Genomic DNA, 19,307 nt, shown 5'->3' on the forward strand with positions numbered 1-19,307 from the left:
CCAGTCCCTTCATGCCAGTCCCGCCCGAATCAGAATGAAAAATGCCCACAGCCCCGTCAGGATCAACCCGCCGGCGGCCAGCACGAACACCAGGAGCCGCGTGCCGGGTGCATGCACGTAGTCCATCACCACGTCACGCAGCCCGATCCACGCATGCAGCAGCAACAGCAGCACGAACACCGCCGTCAGCAACCCCACCACCGGGTGCCCGACCACACCCAGCCATGCGGCATGATCCGCCGGCGCGGCCAGCACGAAGAATCCGAGGGCCAGGATCACGTACACGCCCACGTACACCGCCGTGATGCGTTGCAGCAGCCAGGCGCGCTGTCCGCTCAGGAGCCTCACAGGACCAGCCCCAGCCACACCAGAACGGTGCCGAGGATGCCTGCGTACAGGGCATCGCGCGCCGTGCGCAGCGAGCCCGCGCGATCCTCGCCAATGCCGAATTCCATCAGCAGGTAGCGAATCCCGGCAAACAGGTGATGCAGCAGCCACCAAAGCCCCAGTGCCAGCGCCACCAGGCCGATCGGGTGATAAATGATCGCCACGACCTGGGCGAAGCCCTCGGGGCTGGCCAGCGAGCGGTCCAGCAGCCAAAGCAGCACGGGAATCGACAGAATCAGGAAGACACCGGTGATCCGGTGCAGAATGGAGACCACGGCATTCAGCGGCAGTCGGATCTTGCGCAAATCCAGAAAGACGGGACGTCCCTGCCGAGTCATGCCACCCCCTTGAACGGGAAGATAAAGAAACCAGGGCTGACACCCTGCAAATGGTTCGTCTACTATCGAGCCGCTTGGTTCAGCTTACCACCTCAAACCCTGGCCGTGCGCCCCGGATACCGATAGCCAATCGAGCCCGACGGCGGACGACAGCGAGCGCTTCCACGGGAGATTTCCGATGCGCGAAGACTGGAAAAACCACTTGATCGATGCCGGCGCCGAGTTCGAGGAGGACGACCTCCTGCACTACGGCAACCCGGAACGTGAACGCCGCATGGCCATCAACGGCGAGGTGATCTGCGACCTCTCCCATCGCGGCCTGCTGGAGGTTCGCGGGGACGACGCCACCGACTTCCTGCAGGGCCAGTTCGGCAACGACATCCGCGCGGTGGACGGGCAACACAGCCAGCTGTCCAGCTACTCCAGTCCCAAGGGCCGCGCCTACGCCGTGTTCCGCGTGCTGCGTACCCGCGACGGCTACCTGCTGGAGATGCCCGCAGACCGGATCGAGCCGGTGGCCAAGCGCCTGCAGATGTTCGTGCTGCGCGCGAACGTGATCATCGAACAGGCCGGCGACTCCCGCATCCACTTCGGCTGCTCCGGACCGGATGCCGAGAAGGAGCTGCAAAGCGCGCTGGGTGTCTGTCCCGCCGAGGTCGAGGAGGTCGTCGAGAAAAACGGCGTCACCGTGGTCCGGGTACCCGGGGTGCACCCGCGCTTCGAGCTGTTCGGCGAGATCGACGCCATGCGCAAGGCGTGGGACGGCCTGAACGTCCACGCGGCCCCGGTGGGCCCGCGCGACTGGGCACTGCTGGACATCCTGGCCGGGGTCCCCACCGTGGTGGAGGAAACCAGCGAGAAGTTCGTGCCGCAGATGCTCAACCTGCATGCCCTGGGCGCGGTCAGCTTCGAAAAGGGCTGTTATCCGGGCCAGGAGGTCGTGGCACGCATGCACTACCTGGGCAAGCTCAAGCGGCGCATGTTCCGCCTGGCTATCCATACCCAGACTCCACCCCAACCCGGCTCGCCTGTGTTCCAGGCCGGCGGCAACCCGGACCAGTCGGACGGCGAGATCGTCGCAGCCGAATTGCACCCGGACGGGCTGTACTCCGCCCTGGCGGTACTGCAGGTCGCGGCCGCCAAGGGCGAACTGCGCTGGGACGCACCCGACGGCGCCAAGGCCGAGGTCGTCGAACTGCCCTACGCAGTCCCCGAAGGAGCCTGACGCATGCGCTTTTTGTTCTTCTTTTTCGTCCTGATCCTGCTGGCGCTGTGGGCGGCCTTCTTCAGCCGCCCCGACAACCCCACGCTATCCAACTGGCTCTACGCCCTGGCCGGGGTATTGGCAGTACTGTTCCTGATCGGCTATTTGCGCCTCGACGGGGTCATATGACCCGAATCCTCTGATCCGCATCGCCGCCCCCCGCGGGCCCGGCACCGGCCGGGCCACGCGGCTCAGGACGCCAGCCGGGTCCGGGTATCCGCCACTGGCTCGCCCAGGCGCGTCTCCAGGTCCCGCGCCTGGCGTGCATGGCAACCCGACAAGGCAAACCCCTCGAGCCGTGCATCGGCGTGATACTCCAGGTGACGCCCTTCGCCGTCGCCCGAGATCTCCACCCATTCGCCCCCGTCCGTCTGCGGCGGGCAGACGTTCAACGGCAGGCTCCCGGTCTTGACCTGCACGATCCCGGCATCCGGCCGGTACACCGTCGGCTCGCCGGACAGCGTTCGCGCCAGCGCAGCTGCTTGCCCGCGCAGGGTCTCCACGTAGGGGCGTAACTGGCCGTCGAACTCGCAACCATCGCCCAGGGCGAAGACCGCCGGGTCGGTCGTGCGCAAGAGTGCGTCCACCTCGATCCCCGCGTGGCAGGCCAGACCGATCCGCTCGGCCAGCTCGCGGTTGGGCACCAGCCCGAGCGCGCTGATGACCACCTCGGCCTCTACCGATTCGCCGCTGGCAAGGACGAGACGGGTCGTTCCCTCCGCCACCGGTTCGATGCGCTCGACGGTCGCCTCGGTGTGCCACTGCACGCCGCGGTCGGCCAGCGCCTTCTCCAGATCGCCGCTCAGCGACTCGGGCAGCAGATTCGGCAGCGGCCGCGACGCACACTCGATCAAAGAGACCGGATAACCACCGGCCGCCAGGTCGTCCGCCAGCTCGCAGCCCACCAGGCCGGCGCCGATGATCGCCACACGGGTATGGGCCGGTGACCCGGCTTGCGCCTCGAGGGCCGCGCGCAGCGCACGGTAGTCCTCCAGCGTGTTCACCGACAGCGGCGCCCCGGCCCCACCCGGGAACGCCATTTGCCGCGGACGCGCCCCGGTGGCCAGCACCAGCTGGCCGTACGGCACGCCGCCACGGGCGGTGATGATTTTTTGCTGCGCCCGCTGGACATCCAGCACACGGACAAACGGCATCAGGTCAATGCCGAGCCGGGCCGCCCGCGCCACGCCAGTCTCCTCCACCAGATCCGCGATCGCGACGCCCCGGGCAAAGGCATTGGAGATCCGCGGCTTGGTGTAGTAATCACCGGAATCGGCGGTCAGCAGGCGGATCGTGCGCCGCGGATCCCGCTCGCGCAGGGCCTCGGCCAGGGCCCAGCCCGCCATGCCGCCGCCGACGATCACCACCGCATCCGGATCGGCCGCGCCGGCCCCGGCACTCCAGGCCATCGCGGCAGCACCGGCGTCCGCGGTCTCGGCCCGCGGCTCCAGGGCGGTGAAATCCGCCTTGGTCACATTACAGTCGGGGCAATACCAGTCGTCGGGGATATCCTCGAAGCGGGTCCCAGGGGCCAGACCGGAATCCGGGTCGCCCTTGGCCTCGTCGTAGATATACCCGCAGACCTTGCAGATATAGCGCTTGAACTCGTCGGTTTCGGTGCTCATCACGCGGCCTCCACGGCATCGAGAATGGCCTTCAGCTTGGGGTCCAGTTCGGACCCGATGGCGTCCAGATCGGGGTTGGCCCATGGCGCGAACACGTCCCGTGCGGAGCGCGTGCTCACACGCAGCATCTCGCCATCGCCGGAGACGTGGATGCGCAACGGGATGTCGATGCCGGCCGGCTTGCAGGCCTCCCAGACACGCACCGCATAGCTCGGGTGGAAGATCTCCAGGATCTGGTCGGTCGGGACCTCGACCCCGATCTTCGCGGCATTGGCCTGGCCATTGATGTGCGAGACCAGCTTCAGCCCCTGGGCGTCAATCGCCTCCTTCAGGGTCGCGACCGCGGTCTCGGGGTCCAGTCGGGTAGTGGTTTCCAGCATGACGATTCCTTCGTTCGGTGCGGGGCCCCGGTAGGCCCCGACCGTGGGTGGTGGACTAGTGCGCGTGGATCCGCGCCAGCTCCTTGCGCAGGTGCTTGATCGCCGGGGTGACGATGGCCACGAAGTACGACTCGCGCAGCTTGCGCTGGGCGGCGGCATTCGCCAGATACCCCCGGGCCCCGGCATGCAGCAATGCCGACTGCGACGCGCGCAGCGACAGCTCGGAACCGGTCAGGCGCATCTGCAGGACATCGGCAAAGAAGCGCTCGGATTCATCAAAGGGGGTCTCCGACAAGGCATAACAGGCCGAACGACCATCCTCCAGTGCCTCTTCCAGCTCGCCCACCTGGTCATCCAGATAGCCATTCACATGGGCCAGCGTCTCGTTGGCCTCGCGCATGGTCTGGATGCAGCCATCGATCAGCCCCAGCCCCATGCCCATCTGCAGCAGCACGAACCCCGGTCGGATCCGGCGGATGTACTCGGGCAGGGCGTCGGCCAGCACGTGCTCATCGGGCACGAACACGCGATCGAAATGGCAGCCGAACGTGCGCGAACCCTCAAGGGCCGTGAACTCGGGACAGGGGGTCAGGCTGAAGCCGGGGTCGGAGCAGTTGATCAGTGCCATCACCGGCCGCGGGTTCGTGCCGGTGGTGCGGAAAATCGCCCCGAAGTAGTGGTCCTCGCCCAGGTTGGATACCCAGGGCAGCGCACCGGAGACCACATAACCGCCGTCCACACGTTCGGCGGAGAGCTTGAGGTCCTCGATATTGGCAAACCACTTCATCGGGTTGGACAGCGCGGTGGCACCCAGTGCCTCGGCATTTGCCAGCCTCGGCAGGGCCTCGCGCTTCAGGGTGTCCGAGGCACTGTTCTCCACGTACCAGGCACAGGCGTTCTGGCACCAGGCAACAAAGCCGGTGGTCATGCACTCGGCCGAGATCACCTCGGTCGCGCGGATGGCACTGGCAATATCCGTGGTGCCGCTGGCGTTCTGGCTGGCCAGGTGGCGGTTGAAGGCGCCGAGGCGACCGGCCTCGCGCAGGAAGTCTTCGGGGTACAGGCCTTCGCGGTCGATACGGGCGGTCAGCGGAGCCAGATCGCGCTCCACCAGCGCCTGCAGCGCGGCATCGGCATCCGCCGGCCCTGCGGCCGGCGACACCCCCGTCACGTCGTGAGTGCGGGTTTCAAGCATTGGGGTTTACTCCCGTTGGGCAGCAGGACCGGAATCAGGCCAGCTCTACACTGAGCTTGACCGGGTTGCGCATGGTGTTGGCCACCGGCGACCAGAAGTCGGCATGGGCGACCAGCTCCTTCAGCTGTTCCTCGCTGGCATCCCCTTCCAGGTTCGCCTTCACCCGGATATCGGAGAAGCCGAGGTGCTTGTGCACGTCGGTATCCCCGACGCCCCATACGGCGGTCACGTTGATGTCGCCCTCCAGGGTCAACTCGAGCTTGGTCAGGGTGATACCGCGATCGATGGCGTTGGCGTGCATCCCCACGGACAGGCAGGCACCCAAGCTGGCCAGCGCGGCCTCGGAGGGGTTCGGCGCGGTGTCGTCGCCCAGCAGGTGCGGCGGCTCGTCGATCACGTGGGCCTCGAGGTCGCGCACGAAGGTCAGGTTGCGGAACTTGCCTTCGCAGACCGTGGTGGCCTTCAGCGTCACGATGTTCTCGGGGTTGGCCTTGCCCTTGGCGGCTAGGTTATTGAGGCCATCCTGGTCGATCGGCTCCAGGGCGTTGATGGACAGGGAGGTAGTGGCTTCGGCTGCAGACATGGTGGTGCTCCTGATAGTTGGGATTCGTGGATCCCCGGCATTCGACCGGGTCGTCCATCCCGGTGCAGAAGCCGTGCCAAAACCGTGCGGACCGCACCACAAAGCCATTTCCAGCCGGGCCACCCGAATCCAACCCATCCCCCCGTCGGACAATCCGTCCGCTTTGTCCACTCGAACTGGTCCGCATTGTCCGGATTGTCCACTTCTCGCCCCCCACGCCGGATCCCCCCGCTTCTGCGATGCCTCGTTCGCCGCTCCCTGTATTGCGCACCAGCGCGCCGTTTCGCCCCCGGTCCGGACGAAATTCCCGGGCAACACGACGGGTTTGGCACGCCCCTTGTAAGGAACCCCCTTGAACGCGCCGCCGATCCGATCCATCCGGCGGCTCATGAACGAAGGTCAAGAGGGAAACGCCATGGGCGCCGCCATCTCCATCGACTACATCACCCACCACTATCCCGGGCAGGAAGCCCCCACGCTCAAGGACATCCAGGTCACCGTCGCACCGGGCGAGACCGTCGCCCTGATCGGCCAGAGTGGCTGCGGCAAGTCCACCCTGCTGCACATGCTCGCGGGCCTGCTGCTGCCCAGCGAAGGCTGTGTACGCATCAACGGCCACCAGGTCATCAAGCCGAGCCCGCGCTGGAACATGATGTTCCAGAAGCCCTCGCTCTACCCCTGGATGACGGTGCGCAAGAACGCCTCGCTGGGCCTGATCTTCCAGGGCCGCAAGACCGACATGCGCGAACGCATCGACCAGCTGCTGGAGACCGTGGGTCTGAGCGAGAAGGCCGAGGTCAACGTGCAGTCGCTCTCCGGCGGCCAGCAACAGCGCGTCGCCCTGGCCCGCAGCCTGGCCACCGACCCCGAACTGCTGCTGCTGGACGAACCGTTCTCGGCCCTGGACGCCTTTACCCGCGTCGCCCTGCAGGACGAAGTCACCCGCCTGGCCCGGGAACGCGGGATCTCGGTGGTGTTCGTCACCCACGACATCGAAGAGGCCGTCGCCATGGCCGACCGCGTGCTGGTCATGGGCTCCAACCCGGGGACCATCACCGCCGAACTGCCGATCGACATTGCCCACCCGCGCGATCGCAACAGCCAGGCCTTCGTCGACCGCAAGGCCGAACTGATGGGCTACTTCGGCGCCACCCGCACCCCGGCCACTGACAAGGGTTCAGCGGAGGCCGAAGCCCCGACGCCGGATACCGAAAGCGAACAAGACGAGTCTTCTTCATCCGAATCCCGGGCGCGCGTACGCGCCGCCTGATCCATCTCCACCACTGCCCCGAACCCGAGCGAGGAACCGCCACCATGTGCAACTGCGACAACCACCACGACATCGACAGCGAACTGGACCGGCTGCTGGATCGCAGCTTCTCCCGTCGCAACTTCCTGCGTACCGCCGCCGTCGGCGGCCTGGCCGGGAGCGGGCTTGCCCTGCCCGGTTCCCTGTTCGGGGCCGAACCCGGGAGCCTCGAAGAGCCCGAAGGCGTCGTCAGCGACTTCGACGGCGTCGTGCGCATCGGCTACATCCCGATCACCGACGCGGCCGCCCTGCTGGTCGCCCACTCCGAGGGCTATTTCGAGGACGAAGGACTGGAGGTCGCCGATCCCCAGCTGATCCGCGGCTGGTCGCCGCTGATCGAGTCCTTTGCCGCCAACCGATTCAACCTGGTACACCTGCTGAAGCCGATCCCGCTGTGGATGCGCTACCAGAATGACTTCCCGGTGAAAATCATGTCCTGGGCCCACACCAACGGCTCGGCCGTGGTGACCGGCCGCCATGTCGACGTGCAGAGCTTCGCCGACCTCGGCGGCAAGAGCGTGGCCGTGCCTTACTGGTATTCCATGCACAACGTAGTCATGCAGATGGCCCTGCGCGATGCCGGCCTGACGCCGGTGATCCGCGATCAGGGCGACGCCCTGGAGGCGCACGAGGTCAACCTGATGCTCATGCCGCCGCCGGACATGCCGCCGGCCCTGGCCGCGCGCTCCATTGATGCCTACATCGTCGCCGAGCCGTTCAACGCCGCCGGCGAACTGCTGGCGCGCGGCAACGTGCTGCGCTTCACCGGCGATATCTGGAAGAACCACCCCTGTTGCGTGGTGTGCATGAACGAGCGCCTGACCGACCGCGAGCCGGAGTGGACCCAGAAGGTGATGAACGCCGTGGTCCGCGCCCAGGGCACGATCCAGGAAGACAAGAAGAGTGTCGCCACCATGCTCTCGCGCGATGGCAAGGGGTATCTCCCGATGCCCGCCAACGTGGTGGAACGCGCGATGACGAACTACCACGACGACAGCACCTACGCCGACAGCGGCGCGATCCGTCACCCCGAATGGGAGAACGGCCGCATCGACTTCTCGCCCTGGCCCTACCCGTCCGCGACCAAGATGCTGGTCGGCGCCATGAACGAGACCCTGGTCGGCGGCGACACCACCTTCCTCGAAGGCCTGGACCCGGACTTCGTCACCGACGACCTGGTCAACTACGACTTCGTGCGCAAGGCGATGGAGACGCACACCGCCTGGCAGGGCGCCCCGGGCGTGGACATGGATTCGCCCTATGCCCGCGAGGAGGTGGTGGTGCTATGAATCGCGAAGCCACTCTCTCCGTCGACACCGCGACCGCGGAGCGGCTCATGCCGCTGCTGCGGCTCGCGGACCGCGCACGCCGGGCGCTGCAGTACCCGGCGCTGGGTATCGCCGGCCTGTTCGCCCTGTGGTACTGGGGCGGCTGGGCCATCGGTAACAACGAGGACACGATGGCCTTCGCCAGCTTCGCCCCCGGGCCCACGCTGGCGGCCTTCTGGGACATCGTCAGCTCCGGGGCCGTGTGGTCGCCGATCGAGTCCAGCCTGTACCGCGTGGGCTGGGGCCTGGCCTACGCCATTGCCATCGGCGTGCCGCTCGGCGTCATGATCGGCTACTTCCTGACGCTGAAGCAGGTCACCCACGTCCCGTTCCAGTTCCTGCGGATGATCTCGCCGCTGGCTTGGATGCCGGTCGCGGTACTGGCCTTCGCCACCTGGGATGCGGCCATCATCTTCCTGATTGCCATCGCGGCCGTCTGGCCCATTACCTACGCCACCGCGCACGGGGTGCAACGGATCGATCCAATGTGGCTCAAGGTGGGCAACAACCTGGGCGCCAATCCGTACCACACCCTGCGCTACATCGTGATGCCCGCGATCGCCCAGGATGTGTTCGCCGGGATCCGCCTGGCGGTGGGTGTGGCCTGGATCGTACTGGTGCCGGCCGAGTACCTGGGCGTCACCTCGGGGCTGGGCTACGCCATCAACGATGCCCGCGACACCCTGGAGTACGACAAATTGGCCGCATTTGTCCTGGTCATCGGCATTATCGGCTACATGCTCGACGCCATCTGCGTACGCCTGATCAAGCGCAGCAGCTATCACGCGGAGGGCTGATCCCCTCGGGCAATACCCGGGCCCGGCCATTCATGGCCGGGCCTTTTTGTGCGCCCGCAAAGCGGGCAAGCGCAACCCAACAGTGCAAGGCCCTGCCCCGCCTCGAGGCAACCGCGTCATCCCGACCCGGCCAGACGCCCCCGAACGCCCACCAATACGTCGTTTCCGCACTGGCAGGCTTTCTGCATAGCCCACGGCATGGCACTCCACCGCATATCCGATTCGACCCCACCGGACCTGGCCACCCGGGAGCAGGAGATCACCCTGCTGCTGGAGGTTGCCAAGCTCATGGGCCGCTCCGGCGACCCGGATGCCGCGATCTACCGCATCCTCGGGATGATGTCCCAGCTACTGGGGCTCAACCGCGGCCGCGTCCTGTTGCCGGATCCGAACAGCGGCCAGCTGCGCATCCGCCACGCCTACGGCCTGACCGATGCCGAGCGCGACCGCGGCAGCTACAGCCTCGGCGAGGGTGTCACCGGGCGCGTCATGAAGACCGGCCAGATCGCCCTGATCCAGGACATCGACAACGAGCCCGAATACCTCGCGCGCGCCATTGACCGTTCCACCCTGCCGCAGGAGACCGTCGCCTACATCGCCGTGCCCATCGTCCAGGACGAACACGCCATCGGCGTGCTGGGTGTGCACCGGCTGCGACGCCGCTCGCGCCAGTTCCAGGACGACCTGAACCTGCTGCGGGTGATCGCGAGCATGATCGGCCAGGTGCTGCGCATCCACCAGCTGATCGCCGAGCGCACCGCCGAGCTGGTCTCGGAGAACCGCTACCTCAAGAGCGCCCTGGATACCCAGGGCGGGCAGTACGGCATCCTCGGCGAAAGCCCGGCCCTGCGGCACGTCCTCAAGCAGGTCCACCGCATTGCGGATACCCAGGCCACCGTCCTGATCACCGGGGCCTCCGGGACTGGCAAGGAGAAGATCGCGCGCATGGTCCACCGGATCAGCCAGCGCAATGCAAAGCCGTTCATCTCCATCAACTGCGCCGCCATCCCGGCCGACCTGCTGGAATCCGAACTGTTTGGCCACGAAAAGGGGGCCTTCACCGGCGCGTCCAGCGCCAAGACCGGCAAGATCGCCCTGGCCGACGGCGGCACGCTGTTTCTGGACGAGATCGGCGACATGCCGGAGGCTCTCCAGTCCAAAATCCTGCGTGTGCTGCAGGAACGGGTGGTCCAGCCCATTGGCGGCAACCGCGATCTCCCGGTGGACGTACGCATCATCGCCGCAACCCACCAGAACCTGCAGGCCGCGGTGAACGCCGGGAACTTCCGGCTCGACCTGTTCTACCGCCTGAACGTGATCCCGCTGCACATGCCGGCCCTGCGCGACCGTGCCAGCGACATCCGCCTGCTCACCCGCCACTTCCTCGACCGCTACACCCACCTGCACGGCTGGAACGTGGTCGTCGACGAAGGCGTGCTGGAACGCCTGGAGGCCTTCGACTGGCCCGGCAACATCCGCCAGCTGGAGAACGTGCTGGAGCGCGCCGTGCTGCTATCCACGGATGGCCGCATCGGCACGCCGCTGATCGACGAGATCCTGCACGAGGAATCCCGCATCAGCCCGTTCGAGGGCGAGCGGCACGGCCTCCGCGACGAGCATGCACCGGCACCATCGCGGCACAACGAGCCCCGAACCCTGCCCTCTTCCGGCGCGTCCTGCACCAGCGCGGTGCGCCCATATCAGCGCGTGCACGCCACCGAGGCGGAGCGCCTGAAGCGCGCGATCGAGCAAACCGGGGGCAACAAGACCCGCGCCGCGATGGACCTGGGCCTGACCCCGCGGCAATTGCGCTATCGCCTGAAAAAGCTCGGCATAGAAACCACTTAGGCCCACCGCTCAGACACCAGCGGACCTTTTGTCCCCTTCGTCGACAATGTCGACGAAGGGTCCGATCTCCCGGCACTCGCGCGCCGCCCTGGCGGCCCATTCCCCACGCTTGGCATGGCACCTGCAATGACCCTCGACATGCGCGGCAAAGATGCCCGCATCGATTCGACCCACGAGGAGAGCCGACCATGCCGACCAAGAGTCTTCACGATCCCTTTGACGCCAACGCCGACCTGCGCCACGGCTCCAGCTGCCGCCACGGGCACACCGGTCCCGGCAGCTGCAGCTGCTTCGACACCGCGTCCCCGGACCTGGAAGAGAAACTGGAACGACACGCCACCCATGAGCCCGTACAGGCCGATGCCCACGCCACCGGCGAGGACCTGAGCGACGAGGCCATGGTCGATCGCGCGGTGGAGAGCGCCATCGTCCGCGGCATGTTCGGCCACAACGAGATCAACCGCCGCCGCTTCCTGCAGATGATCGGGGGCGGCACGGTGGCCGCCGCCCTGGGCTCCATCCTGCCGCTGGACAAGGTCAAGGCCGCAATCAAGGACGGCGGGCCGCTGGAAAAGACCAAGCTGCGCGTCGGCTTCGTCCCGATCACCTGCGCCACGCCGATCATCATGGCCCACCCCATGGGCTTCTACGAGCGCCACGGCCTGGATGTCGACGTGATCAAGACCGCCGGCTGGGCGGTGGCCCGCGACATGTCGCTGTCCGGTGAGTACGACGCCTCGCACATGCTCTCGCCGATGCCGCTGTCGATGACCCTGGGCTCCGGCTCCTCGCGCGAGCACTACATCATGCCGGCGGTTGAGAACATCAACGGCCAGGCCATCACCCTGCACAACAAGCACAAGGACAAGCGCGATCCCAAGGACTGGAAGGGCTTCACCTTCGCCGTGCCCTTCGAGTACTCCATGCACAACTTCCTGCTGCGTTACTACGTCGCGGAGCACGGGCTGGATCCCGATCGCGACATCAGCATCCGCGTCGTGCCGCCGCCGGAGATGGTCGCCAACCTGCGTGCCGAGAACGTCGATGGCTACCTGGCCCCCGACCCCTTCAACCAGCGTGCGGTCTGGGACGGCATCGGTTTCATTCACATGCTGACCAAGGAGATCTGGGACGGCCACCCGTGCTGCGCCTTCGCCTGTTCGGCCGCCTTCGCCGACGAGCACCCGAACACCTTCGGCGCCCTGTTCCGCGCGTTGATCGAGGCCACCCAGTACAGCTCGGATATCAACAACCGCGCCGAGATCGCCGAGGCCATCTCCCCGCGTGCCTATCTCAACCAGCCGCAATCGGTGGTCGAGCAGGTGCTGACCGGGCGCTATGCCGACGGCCTGGGCGAGGTCAAGAACGACCCGCACCGGATCGACTTCGACCCCTTCCCCTGGCACTCGATGGCCACCTGGATCCTCACCCAGATGAAGCGCTGGGGCTATGTGGATCGAGACTTCGACTACAACCGCCTCGCGGAAGACGTCTTCCTCGCCAGCGAGTGTGCCGAGGTCATGACCGAGCTGGGCTACGAAGCGCCGAGCGACACCTACAAGAACTTCGAGATCATGGGGAAGGTGTTCGACTACACCGACCCGGAAGGCTATCTCGACAGCTTCGACATCCGCAGGAGCTAAGCCATGTTGAGCAATCTCAACTTCCGGGCGACCGTTCTCTCGCTGGTGATGCTCGTGGTCTTCCTGGGCGTGTGGCAGCTCGCCACCGCCCCGGAGGTCCTCGCGCCGCAGCAGGGCGAGCTGAGCGAATACGAACAACTGATGGGGGGCGGGACCGATCGCAGTTCCAGCAGCGGCATCCCGGCCCCCATCCAGGTGTTCAGCCACGCCTTCAGCGAACTGAGCAACCCGTTCTACGACGCGGGCCCGAACGACAAGGGCATCGGCATCCAGCTGGCCTACTCGATCTACCGGGTCCTGCTGGGCTTTGCCCTGGCCGCGCTGATCGCGATCCCGCTCGGCTTCGTGATCGGCATGTCGCCGCTGCTGAACAAGGCGTTCGATCCGTACATCCAGATCCTCAAGCCGATCTCGCCCCTGGCCTGGATGCCGCTCGCCCTGTTCGTGATCCGCGACTCGAACATGTCGGCGATCTTCGTGATCTTCATCTGCTCGATCTGGCCGATGCTCGTGAACACCGCCTACGGCGTCGCCTCGGTGCGCAATGACTGGCTGAACGTGGCCAAGACCCACCAACTGTCGAACCTGCGCACCGCGTTCACCGTGATCCTGCCTGCCGCGGCCCCGACCATCCTCACCGGCATGCGCATCTCCATCGGCATCGCCTGGCTGGTCATCGTCGCCGCGGAGATGCTCGTGGGCGGCACCGGCATCGGCTACTACATCTGGAACGAGTGGAACAACCTCGATCTCGCCAGCGTGATCTTCGCGATCATCATGATCGGCATCGTCGGCTTCCTGCTGGATGCCTCCCTCGCCCAGGCCACCAAATTCGTGCGCTACGCCGACTGAGTCGGCGCAGCCCAACCAGGAGACCTATCATGAGCAAGGGATTCCTCGAAATCGAGAACCTGAGCCAGCGCTTCCCGCAGCCCGACTCCAGCGAACTGATGACCGTGTTCGAGGGCGTCGACGTGACCATCAACAAGGGCGAGTTCGTCTGCCTGATCGGTCACTCCGGCTGCGGCAAGTCCACCATCCTGAACGTGCTCGCCGGTCTGGCCACACCGACCGACGGCAACGTGATCATGGACAACAAGGAGATTACCGGCCCCAGCCTCGACCAGGGCGTGATCTTCCAGAACCACAGCCTGCTGCCGTGGCTGTCGGCGCGCGACAACGTGATGTTCGCGGTGCGCGCCCGCTGGCCGAACTGGAGCAAGGCGAAACGCCTGGAACACGCCGAGCGCTACCTGCACATGGTGGGCCTGGACCACGCCATGGACCGCAAGCCCGCGCAGCTCTCCGGCGGCATGCGCCAGCGCGTCGGCATCGCCCGGGCCTTCGCCATCGAACCCAAGCTGCTGCTGATGGACGAGCCGTTCGGAGCCCTGGACGCCCTGACCCGCGGGGTCATCCAGGAGGAGCTGCTGAAGATCTGGTCGGAGACCCACCAGACCGTGTTCATGATCACCCACGACGTGGACGAGGCGATCCTGCTTGCCGACCGCGTGCTGCTGATGACCAACGGGCCGCATGCCCAGGTCGCCGAGTCGGTGAAGATCGACATCCCCCGGCCGCGGGAGCGCGCCAGTCTGCATCAGCAGGAGGCCTACTACCCGATCCGCAACCACCTGGTCGACTTCCTCGTGAACGGCGCCAAGGAGATGTCGGCCAAGGCCCAGGCGGGCGCCGCCCGCGGTGACAACCCGCGCCACAGCCCGCGCATCGTCAACCCGGCCAAGCCCGAGGCCAACCCGGAACCCGGTCCGCGCATGGTTCGCGCGGTCTGACCCCCAGTCCATCCATCGCATTCAAGGAGCACATGATGAGTCTCAGCAAGAGCGCCATGACCACCACCATCCTCGAGGCCAAGGAGAACCGCGGAACCACCTGGGCCGCGATCGCCGAGGCCACCGGGCTGCACGAGGTCTACGTGACCTCCGCCTGCTACGGCATGAACCACCTGGAGGGCGACCAGGCCGACAAGCTGGCGACCTTCCTCGGTCTCGGCCCCGAGGTCTCGCAGGCGCTGCAGGCCTTCCCGCACAAGACCTGGGACAAGACCATCCCCACCGACCCGGTGATCTATCGCTTCTACGAGGCGATCAACGTCTACGGCGACACCATGAAGGCGCTGATCCACGAGAAGTTCGGTGACGGCATCATGAGCGCCATCGACTTCACCATGGACATCGACAAGGTCGAGGACCCGAAGGGCGACCGTGTGAAGATCACCTGGAACGGCAAATTCCTGCCCTACAAGAGCTGGTAGCGTGTCCCATCGGTCACGCGGCGGCCAGACGCGCCGCGTGACCGCCCCTTCCCGCGAGCCGGTAGCCCAGCGCCCGTTCGCGCCCCAACGTGTACGGCAAGTCCCTTCGCATAGTAGGCTCTTGCCGATGCGCCATCCATCCACCCTGCCCCGTCTGCTGATCCTGCTGATCAGCCTGTCTGTTGCCGCGCCCGCAATGGCGGCAAATAGTGACGGCGCCAGCGTATACACCATCGGCGTGCTGGCCTTTCGCGATGCCGAAGAGACCACGGCCCAGTGGCAACCCACAGCCGACTACCTGAGCACGCAGGTCGACGCGGCCGAATTTCGCATTCAGGCACTTAACTATCCGGACCTGGAGCAGGCCGTCGCCACCGGGGACGTCGATTTCGTCCTCACCAACACCGGCCATTACGTGCGCCTGGAGGCGCAACAAGGCATCACCCGCCTGGCCACCCTCATCGCCGAGGAGCAAGGCCAGCCCATTCGTCAGTTCGGCGGGACGATCCTGGTCCTCGACGAACGCAATGACCTCCAGTCACTGGACGACCTTCGCGGGCAGCGGTTGCTGGCGGTGGAAGAAGACTCTCTGGGCGGTTGGCTGGCCGGTTACGGGGCCCTGCGCGACGCTGGGGTGGAGCCATTCGAGGACCTGGCGTCCGTTCACTACACGGGCATGCCTCACTACCGGGTGCTCGAGGGCGTGCTAACCGGCGAGGCCGACGCCGGCATGGTGCGCACCGGTGTGCTGGAGGAACGGCTGCAATCGGGCGAGCTGCCCGCCGACACCCTGCGTGTACTGGCGCCCCGCAAAACGGCGGGCTTCCCGTTTGCCCACTCCACCCGGCTTTACCCCGAATGGCCGTTCTCGCGCCTTGGGCACACCCCTGACCAACTGGCCGAAGCCGTCACGATCGCCCTGCTGAGCCTGCCCGCGGATCACCCCGCGGCGCGCGAAGGCGGGTACCACGGCTGGTCGGCCCCGTTGTCCTACGCGGCGGTACACGAACTCCTGGAAGAACTCGGCCGCCCGCCCTACGACCGCACCGTGGCAATCACCCTGCGCGCCTACTGGGAGGCTCGGCCGGACGTCCTGCTCGGCTTCATGGCGGGGCTATTGCTGCTAAGCGGATTGGCTGCGCTCTACTACCGCCGTCTGACCCGGCGGCTTTCACTGGAGGTCGAGCAACGCCGCGCGGCGGAGGGCCGCCTGCGCGCACACGAAGCTCGCCTGGCGTACCAGGCGGGGCATGACCCGCTGACCGGACTGCCCAACCGCACGCTGCTGCAGGAGCACCTTGACGAGGCCATGCAACAGGCTAGCCAGCGGGAAGGCCTGGTGGCCATCCTGTTCGTGGATCTGGACCGCTTCAAGAACATCAACGACAGCCTCGGCCACCGCGTCGGCGATGACCTCCTGCAAATCCTGGGCGAGCGCCTGAAGACGCGTTTCAAGGCTCGCACCGTGGCCCGGATTGGGGGCGACGAATTCATCGCGGTAATCGACGACGCCGCAGAACATCAAGAGCTGGAGGCCCGCGCCCGCCAGCTTCTGGAGCTCATAGCCGAACCCTTTGCCGTCGGCGGCTGGACCAACTTGCAGGTAGGCGCCAGCATCGGTATTGCATTGTTCCCGGAGGACGCCACCGAAGCCGGTGAGCTTCTCACCCAGGCGGATGCGGCGATGTACGAGGCCAAGGACGCCGGGCGCAACACCTTCCGCTTTTACCGGACCGCACTCACCGATGCCGCCAACCAGCGTCTCGAGATCGAGAACCGGCTGCGGCACGCCCTGGTCCAGAACGAACTGGAGGTGTTCTACCAGCCTCAGGTACACATGACGTCCGGGAAGATCACCGGGATCGAGGCCCTGGTGCGCTGGCGGGACCCCGAGCGCGGCCTGATCGCGCCGGACGTGTTCATACCGCTGGCCGAGGAAACGGGCCTGATCACCGCCATCGGGGATTTTGTCCTGCGCGAGGCCTGCCGCCAGGTCGTGGAATGGGATCGTCAGGGCCTGCCGCCGCTGGAGGTCTCGGTCAACCTGTCGGCCCGCCAGGTCGCCGCACCGGGCCTGCTCCATCAGCTCCGCCAGGTGCTGCACGAATCCGGACTCCCCGCACAACGCCTGACCCTGGAGCTCACCGAAAGCACCCTGATGGAACAGGCCGACACGACCCGTGGCACCCTGCAGCAGATCAAGGGCCTGGGCATCGCGCTGGCCATCGACGACTTCGGCACCGGGTATTCGTCGCTGGCCTACCTGAAGGAATTCGCGATCGACATCCTGAAGATCGACCAGACCTTCGTGCGCGACCTGCCGGAGGACCGCAACGATGCCGAGCTGGCCATGACCATCATCGACATGGCCCACAACCTGGGGCTGGATGTGCTCGCCGAGGGAGTTGAAACCCAGGCGCAACGCGCGTTTCTGGCCGCGCAGGGCTGCGATGCCTGGCAGGGCTACTTGTGCAGCCGCCCGCTTCCCGCCGCATCCCTGGCCCGGCTCGTGAACGACCACGAACCCGAGCCGTTCGCGCGCCGGACCCCGGTAAAGGCCGCCATGGCCCCACGACGCCACCTGCGCAGCTAACCCTGAAAAAGGAAAAGGCCTGCGAAAGCAGGCCTTTTCCTTGGTGTTTGGTGGAGCGGAGGACCACCGCCCCGGTGTTTCAACAGGTCTCACAGAACCCCTCTATCTCTCTGGTTCTTCGGCCCTATTCCGGAATTCCCGGTCTCTCCTTGTTGAACTTCGTCTCAACCTGTAGCATCCAAGAACATCTTTTTTGGGTATACAGGAGGCACTACACAAAAAGCCTCCACATAACTCTGTGAGGGACGACGTGCCGAAGAAGGCGAAGGAGCTAACCGCCATTGAGGTCAAACGGATCGACCGTCCAGGCTTCCATGCGGTGGGCGGCGTGTCCGGCCTAACGCTGCGGGTGACGGACACCGGATCGAGGCAATGGGTGTTACGCGCGCGCGTGGCCGGGAAGCGCCGCAACTTCGGCCTTGGCGGGTTCCCCGACGTGATGCTTGGACAAGCCCGTGAGCGGGCGCGGGAGCTAAAGGATCAACTGTGGCGGGGAATCGATCCAGTAGCCGAACGCAGGGCCGCAGAGGACGCCAGGCGCGCCGAGGAAGCCAAGCAGCTCACCTTCGCCGAGGCCGCCCACCAATGCCATGCCGCGAAGCAAGACGAGTTCCGCAACCTGAAGCACCGCAAGGATTGGATTCGCTCCCTGGAGCACTACGCCTTCCCAACGATGGGCAAACTTCCGGTCTCCGCTATCGAGTTGGGGCACGTCAAAGCCGTATTGGACCCCATCTGGAAAGAAAAGACCGAGACGGCCAGCCGGATACGCCAGCGCATTGAATCGGTCCTCAGCTGGGCCACCGTGAGTGGTTATCGCGAAGGCGACAACCCGGCCCGCTGGAAAGGGAACCTGGAGGTTGCGTTGCCTGCCCCGCGCAAGATCCGCAAGCGCGACCATTACCGCGCCCTGCCCTGGAACGATGTCCCAGCATTCATGGAGGCGCTGCGCCAACGGCCCGGCATGGGCGCACGGGCGCTGGAATTCGCCATCCTGACGACCGCCCGATCGGGTGAAGTGCGCGGCGCAACGTGGGATGAAATCGATCTGGACGTCCGAACATGGACAGTGCCTGCTGAACGGATCAAAGCAGGCAAACAGCACAGGGTTCCGTTGTCCGATGAAGCCGTGGCCCTGCTGGAAGCCCTGCCCCGCTTCGCGAACTCCGATTTGGTATTCACCGCACCCCGAGGCGGTGCGCTGTCCGATATGAGTATCAGCGCCGTCTGCAAACGCATGCAGGTGGACGCGGCACCGCACGGATTTCGATCGACGTTCAAGGACTGGGCCCGCTCCTGCACCACCTACGCCGATGAGGTGAGCGAATTAGCGCTGGCGCACGTCAACAGCGACGCCACCCGAGCGGCCTATGCCCGCGATGAGTTGTTACCTCAGCGGGCGCGACTAATGGCGGATTGGGCGCGGTTTCTCCGCAAAGGGACGCCAGACGCGGCCACCGTTACCAGCATCGAGGATGCTCGGGTCTGAAGACCGGTTCAAAGAGAATCGTCGTCAAAACCACGGAACGTCAATATCCCCTCAGACATCCCGGCCCAGCTCACACCGCCCGACCATCGGTCAGGAAGAACAGTGCCCTACCGACCACCCGGATCTTTGGACTCTTTCCCGTCCAGAAGCCATAAACCGTCCTGGGTGATAACTTTGTAGCCCACAGCGAACTACTGAACGAAGGCTGGCGCCAATCGCTTGACCGTACCGCCAGCAACCGACCGCATCGACG

Annotated in this window: 18 protein-coding genes; 12 read left to right on the forward strand and 6 right to left on the reverse strand. The window is 66.0% G+C overall.

Annotated elements, in window-relative coordinates; all coding sequences use genetic code 11:
* Positions 1–9: 9 nt before the first annotated feature.
* Positions 10–348: a succinate dehydrogenase, hydrophobic membrane anchor protein gene (sdhD, locus tag TVD_RS08055; protein WP_047251302.1), complete on the reverse strand. Its 339-nt coding sequence runs from the start codon at positions 346–348 to the stop codon at positions 10–12.
* Positions 345–725 (reverse strand): succinate dehydrogenase, cytochrome b556 subunit, encoded by a 381-nt coding sequence (sdhC, locus tag TVD_RS08060; RefSeq protein ID WP_047251303.1) that lies wholly within the window; start codon positions 723–725, stop codon positions 345–347. Before sdhC ends, sdhD begins: the two co-directional genes overlap by 4 nt.
* A 178-nt stretch (positions 726–903) precedes the next feature.
* Between sdhC and ygfZ the strand changes: the two genes are divergently transcribed.
* Both ygfZ and TVD_RS14750 read left to right on the forward strand, forming a co-directional pair.
* Positions 904–1,950, forward strand: a complete 1,047-nt coding sequence (gene ygfZ, locus TVD_RS08065) for a CAF17-like 4Fe-4S cluster assembly/insertion protein YgfZ (protein ID WP_018938543.1) — start codon at positions 904–906, stop codon at positions 1,948–1,950.
* Positions 1,951–1,953: 3 nt separating this feature from the next.
* Positions 1,954–2,118 carry a hypothetical protein gene (locus TVD_RS14750; protein WP_018140916.1) on the forward strand — a complete coding sequence of 55 codons (165 nt, stop codon included), beginning with the start codon at positions 1,954–1,956 and terminating at the stop codon, positions 2,116–2,118.
* A 62-nt stretch (positions 2,119–2,180) separates the two neighbouring features.
* On the opposite strand, the gene TVD_RS08070 is transcribed toward TVD_RS14750, so the two are convergent.
* Genes TVD_RS08070 through TVD_RS08085 form a run of 4 tightly spaced genes read right to left on the reverse strand, consistent with a single transcriptional unit; the run spans position 2,181 to position 5,772 of the window.
* Positions 2,181–3,614, reverse strand: a complete 1,434-nt coding sequence (locus TVD_RS08070; protein ID WP_047251304.1) for an FAD-dependent oxidoreductase — start codon at positions 3,612–3,614, stop codon at positions 2,181–2,183.
* A complete protein-coding gene (locus tag TVD_RS08075; RefSeq protein ID WP_019563543.1) occupies positions 3,614–3,994 on the reverse strand; it encodes a DUF302 domain-containing protein in 381 nt (126 codons plus the stop codon). The genes TVD_RS08070 and TVD_RS08075 overlap by 1 nt, the downstream gene beginning before the upstream one ends.
* Positions 3,995–4,049: 55 nt before the next feature.
* Positions 4,050–5,189, reverse strand: a complete 1,140-nt coding sequence (locus TVD_RS08080; RefSeq protein ID WP_047251305.1) for an acyl-CoA dehydrogenase family protein — start codon at positions 5,187–5,189, stop codon at positions 4,050–4,052.
* A 34-nt stretch (positions 5,190–5,223) separates the two neighbouring features.
* On the reverse strand, positions 5,224–5,772 hold the full coding sequence (locus tag TVD_RS08085; RefSeq protein ID WP_047251306.1) for an OsmC family protein: 549 nt from the start codon (positions 5,770–5,772) through the stop codon (positions 5,224–5,226).
* Between the two features lie 415 nt (positions 5,773–6,187).
* Between TVD_RS08085 and TVD_RS08090 the strand changes: the two genes are divergently transcribed.
* From TVD_RS08090 to TVD_RS08135, 10 genes are all read left to right on the forward strand, one after another.
* Positions 6,188–7,042 (forward strand): ABC transporter ATP-binding protein, encoded by an 855-nt coding sequence (locus TVD_RS08090; RefSeq protein WP_024327900.1) that lies wholly within the window; start codon positions 6,188–6,190, stop codon positions 7,040–7,042.
* 44 nt (positions 7,043–7,086) lie between these two features.
* Complete coding sequence (locus tag TVD_RS08095; protein WP_047251307.1) at positions 7,087–8,370, forward strand: ABC transporter substrate-binding protein; 1,284 nt, start codon at positions 7,087–7,089, stop codon at positions 8,368–8,370.
* Positions 8,367–9,206, forward strand: coding sequence for an ABC transporter permease (locus TVD_RS08100; RefSeq protein ID WP_047251308.1), 840 nt, complete (start codon positions 8,367–8,369; stop codon positions 9,204–9,206). Before TVD_RS08095 ends, TVD_RS08100 begins: the two co-directional genes overlap by 4 nt.
* A gap of 198 nt (positions 9,207–9,404) precedes the next feature.
* Positions 9,405–11,054 (forward strand): sigma-54 interaction domain-containing protein, encoded by a 1,650-nt coding sequence (locus TVD_RS08105; protein WP_018952024.1) that lies wholly within the window; start codon positions 9,405–9,407, stop codon positions 11,052–11,054.
* A 188-nt stretch (positions 11,055–11,242) separates the two neighbouring features.
* On the forward strand, positions 11,243–12,697 hold the full coding sequence (locus TVD_RS08110) for a CmpA/NrtA family ABC transporter substrate-binding protein (protein WP_047251309.1): 1,455 nt from the start codon (positions 11,243–11,245) through the stop codon (positions 12,695–12,697).
* 3 nt (positions 12,698–12,700) lie between these two features.
* Positions 12,701–13,549, forward strand: coding sequence for a nitrate ABC transporter permease (gene ntrB, locus TVD_RS08115; protein ID WP_047251310.1), 849 nt, complete (start codon positions 12,701–12,703; stop codon positions 13,547–13,549).
* Between the two features lie 29 nt (positions 13,550–13,578).
* Complete coding sequence (locus TVD_RS08120; RefSeq protein WP_047251311.1) at positions 13,579–14,490, forward strand: ABC transporter ATP-binding protein; 912 nt, start codon at positions 13,579–13,581, stop codon at positions 14,488–14,490.
* Between the two features lie 35 nt (positions 14,491–14,525).
* Complete coding sequence (cynS, locus tag TVD_RS08125; RefSeq protein ID WP_018145423.1) at positions 14,526–14,972, forward strand: cyanase; 447 nt, start codon at positions 14,526–14,528, stop codon at positions 14,970–14,972.
* A gap of 127 nt (positions 14,973–15,099) precedes the next feature.
* The gene (locus tag TVD_RS08130) at positions 15,100–17,565 is read left to right on the forward strand and encodes a putative bifunctional diguanylate cyclase/phosphodiesterase (RefSeq protein ID WP_047251312.1); all 2,466 of its coding nucleotides are present in this window, start codon (positions 15,100–15,102) and stop codon (positions 17,563–17,565) included.
* Between the two features lie 238 nt (positions 17,566–17,803).
* Positions 17,804–19,054: a tyrosine-type recombinase/integrase gene (locus tag TVD_RS08135; RefSeq protein ID WP_047251313.1), complete on the forward strand. Its 1,251-nt coding sequence runs from the start codon at positions 17,804–17,806 to the stop codon at positions 19,052–19,054.
* Positions 19,055–19,307 lie beyond the last annotated feature (253 nt).

Source organism: Thioalkalivibrio versutus (assembly GCF_001020955.1).
GTDB classification, from domain to species: Bacteria; Pseudomonadota; Gammaproteobacteria; order Ectothiorhodospirales; family Ectothiorhodospiraceae; genus Thioalkalivibrio; species Thioalkalivibrio versutus.

Excerpts from the sequence above, each read along its gene's own strand:
- sdhC (WP_047251303.1), bottom strand. The coding sequence starts at position 725 with ATGACTCGGCAGGGACGTCCCGTCTTTCTGGATTTGCGCAAGATCCGA.
- ygfZ (WP_018938543.1), top strand. The coding sequence starts at position 904 with ATGCGCGAAGACTGGAAAAACCACTTGATCGATGCCGGCGCCGAGTTC.
- TVD_RS14750 (WP_018140916.1), top strand. The coding sequence starts at position 1,954 with ATGCGCTTTTTGTTCTTCTTTTTCGTCCTGATCCTGCTGGCGCTGTGG.
- TVD_RS08070 (WP_047251304.1), bottom strand. The coding sequence starts at position 3,614 with ATGAGCACCGAAACCGACGAGTTCAAGCGCTATATCTGCAAGGTCTGC.
- TVD_RS08075 (WP_019563543.1), bottom strand. The coding sequence starts at position 3,994 with ATGCTGGAAACCACTACCCGACTGGACCCCGAGACCGCGGTCGCGACC.
- TVD_RS08080 (WP_047251305.1), bottom strand. The coding sequence starts at position 5,189 with ATGCTTGAAACCCGCACTCACGACGTGACGGGGGTGTCGCCGGCCGCA.
- TVD_RS08085 (WP_047251306.1), bottom strand. The coding sequence starts at position 5,772 with ATGTCTGCAGCCGAAGCCACTACCTCCCTGTCCATCAACGCCCTGGAG.
- TVD_RS08090 (WP_024327900.1), top strand. The coding sequence starts at position 6,188 with ATGGGCGCCGCCATCTCCATCGACTACATCACCCACCACTATCCCGGG.
- TVD_RS08095 (WP_047251307.1), top strand. The coding sequence starts at position 7,087 with ATGTGCAACTGCGACAACCACCACGACATCGACAGCGAACTGGACCGG.
- TVD_RS08100 (WP_047251308.1), top strand. The coding sequence starts at position 8,367 with ATGAATCGCGAAGCCACTCTCTCCGTCGACACCGCGACCGCGGAGCGG.
- TVD_RS08105 (WP_018952024.1), top strand. The coding sequence starts at position 9,405 with ATGGCACTCCACCGCATATCCGATTCGACCCCACCGGACCTGGCCACC.
- TVD_RS08110 (WP_047251309.1), top strand. The coding sequence starts at position 11,243 with ATGCCGACCAAGAGTCTTCACGATCCCTTTGACGCCAACGCCGACCTG.
- ntrB (WP_047251310.1), top strand. The coding sequence starts at position 12,701 with ATGTTGAGCAATCTCAACTTCCGGGCGACCGTTCTCTCGCTGGTGATG.
- TVD_RS08120 (WP_047251311.1), top strand. The coding sequence starts at position 13,579 with ATGAGCAAGGGATTCCTCGAAATCGAGAACCTGAGCCAGCGCTTCCCG.
- cynS (WP_018145423.1), top strand. The coding sequence starts at position 14,526 with ATGAGTCTCAGCAAGAGCGCCATGACCACCACCATCCTCGAGGCCAAG.
- TVD_RS08130 (WP_047251312.1), top strand. The coding sequence starts at position 15,100 with ATGCGCCATCCATCCACCCTGCCCCGTCTGCTGATCCTGCTGATCAGC.